The organism is Sporosarcina sp. P13, assembly GCF_002743055.1.
Taxonomy (GTDB): domain Bacteria; phylum Bacillota; class Bacilli; order Bacillales_A; family Planococcaceae; genus Sporosarcina.
Genome location: NZ_PDYM01000073.1, coordinates 1 through 2482 on the forward strand (window position 1 = coordinate 1; position 2482 = coordinate 2482).

Consider the following 2482-nt stretch of genomic DNA (forward strand, 5'->3'; position numbering starts at 1 on the left):
GTGTAACTGCTAAACTAAACTGGACAGTTTCTGCTCGATAAAAATGAACACTTTTCGCTCACACATCCTCCTATCAGTTAAACTTAGAGTGTATTTGATAACTGATGAAACGGAGGATAAGAAAGGTGCTGAAGTTAGAATTGATTGTGCGAGTACATCAATTGAAAAAGCAAGGTTTTAAAATCGCTGCCATAGCTAGGAAGTGTAATCTTTCAAGAACAACAGTCTATGAATATCTTGAAAAGGATTTCGAAGAAGCCTGTAGTTGGGTGGAAGAGTTGAAAACAAGACCGCGGAAACTGGATCCTTATCAGGATCTAATCTTAGATTGGCTAAAGGAGCATCCTGACTTAACAGCTTCGCAAATTTCAGATTGGTTGGAGGAACGGTGCTCATTTACCGATGTGGGTGACAGTACTGTTCGAAGTTATGTAAGGGAGTTGCGAGATAAGCATCATATTCCTAAATCACTGACATTCCGAAGTTATGAAGCTATAGAGGAATCTCCCAAAGGGAAACAAATGCAAGTAGATTTTGGGGAAAAGAAAGTGAAAACTTCTGAAGATAAAATCATAAAAATCTATGTCATTGCCTTTGTTCTTTCTAACTCCCGCCTTAAATATGCCTACTGGCAAGAACAGCCGTTTACCACGCGGGATGTCCTACGTTGTCACGAGATGGCATTCCAGTACTTTGATGGGATGACAGATGAAATTGTTTATGATCAGGACAAGCTAATGACGGTCAGTGAAAATGGAGGCGATATTATCTATACAAAGGAATTCCAGGCGTACAGGCAACAGCGAGGATTTCGAATCTATTTATGCAGGGCTGCAGACCCTGAATCCAAAGGAAAGATTGAGAACGTGGTGAAATTCATCAAAGGGAATTTTGCGAAGAATCGAGTGTTCCACCAAATAGACTCTTGGAATGAGCAGTGCTTAGCTTGGCTAGAAAGAAAAGGAAACTACCAGGTACACAATACAATAAAAAAGAGACCAGTCGAAATGTTTGCCCTGGAAAAGCCACATTTACGAAAGGTCTCCTCACCGCTCTCTTTCGAAAGCAATCATGCATTAAGTATAACAAGGACTGTACATAAGGACAACATTATTAAGTTCCAATCGAATCGTTACTCTGTTCCCTTGGGAACATATACTCCACATGGAGATAACACGGTTCATGTCCGTATTGATGATGATAAGCTGGTGATTGAAAAGGTCCCTGGTACTGAAGCGTTGGCTATTCATCCCCTTTCTAAGGGGAAAGGTCAATTAATCAAAAGTAAACACCATTCCAGGGACAGATCCAAAGGCATTCAGGCGTATATGGATACAGTAAAAGATTCCTTTGAAAGCCAGGAAAAGATTCAATTATTTCTTGAAGAACTTTATAAGCGTTATCCAAGGTACATGCGAGATCAGTTGCAGATTCTTCAAAAGGCTGTAAAGGACTTTCAGCCATTCATCCAGTCTGCCCTAGATCTCTGTATTGAAAAGAGCTTGTGGAGCGCCAACGATTTTCGAGATGTCTCAAAACATTTAGCCAACATCCAGGAATATAAAGATGACATCATCCCTAATAGTCCTAACCCTGTGGAACCCCCTGAGTATTACAAAGAGAAAGCTTCAGTGAGGGAACTGGATGGATATCTGAAGATTTTGGGAGGTGCATGATATGGAGTATTCAGTAGAGGATTTACAACGACAGCTTCACCGCTTGAGAATGGCAGAGACATCGAAAGAACTACCCACTTTTTTACGGAAAGCGGAGTCCCAATCTTGGACCTATCAGGAATTTCTTCGTGAACTTCTTCTGTTTGAGGAAAGAAGGCGGGAGGAGAAAATGATAGAAAGGCACATGAAGTGGGCAAAGTTCCCATACCAGAAAAGCATTAAGGAATTTGATTTGAAAGAACAACCCTCCCTTAGTGAAAGGCAGTTAAGGCAGCTCCAAGAACTTTCATGGCTGGAGGAATCATTCAATTTAGTGTTCTTGGGACCACCGGGTGTGGGAAAAACGCATGTAGCCATTGGATTAGGTCTAGAAGCCATTCAGAGAGGGTACCGTGTATCCTTTGTCTCCATGGGCGAATTAGTCCCACTGTTAAAAAGTGAAGAATATCTCCGTAAATCACAACTACAGATGAAACGGATTAAAGGTGCTGACCTAGTGATAATCGATGATTTGATGTACATGGCCATGGACCAAAATGAGGCAAATCTATTTTTCCACTTGATCAATCATCTATATGAACGAAGTTCCATCATCCTTACATCAAACAAAGGACCTGAAGAGTGGGGAGAACTACTGGGAGACCAGGGAATCACGACGGCGATCTTAGATCGCCTTCTCCACCGCTCTGAAGTCCTTCACTTTGAAGGTGCTAGTCACAGAATTAAGTATCGTGAAACATTATTTCAAGCGTAAACTGTTCAAAACTAATGAGCAAAAACTGTTCAAAATTACTTGACGGTTACAT

2 protein-coding genes are annotated in these 2482 nt (G+C 41.2%); both read left to right on the forward strand.

Translation table 11 applies throughout. The annotated features are described in order from the left end of the window. Positions 1-104 precede the first annotated feature (104 nt). Positions 105-1676: an IS21 family transposase gene (gene istA / locus CSV79_RS16360; protein WP_143560600.1), complete on the forward strand. Its 1572-nt coding sequence runs from the start codon at positions 105-107 to the stop codon at positions 1674-1676. Position 1677: 1 nt separating this feature from the next. Beyond that, positions 1678-2430 carry an IS21-like element helper ATPase IstB gene (gene istB / locus CSV79_RS16365; RefSeq protein ID WP_099690110.1) on the forward strand — a complete coding sequence of 251 codons (753 nt, stop codon included), beginning with the start codon at positions 1678-1680 and terminating at the stop codon, positions 2428-2430. Positions 2431-2482 lie beyond the last annotated feature (52 nt).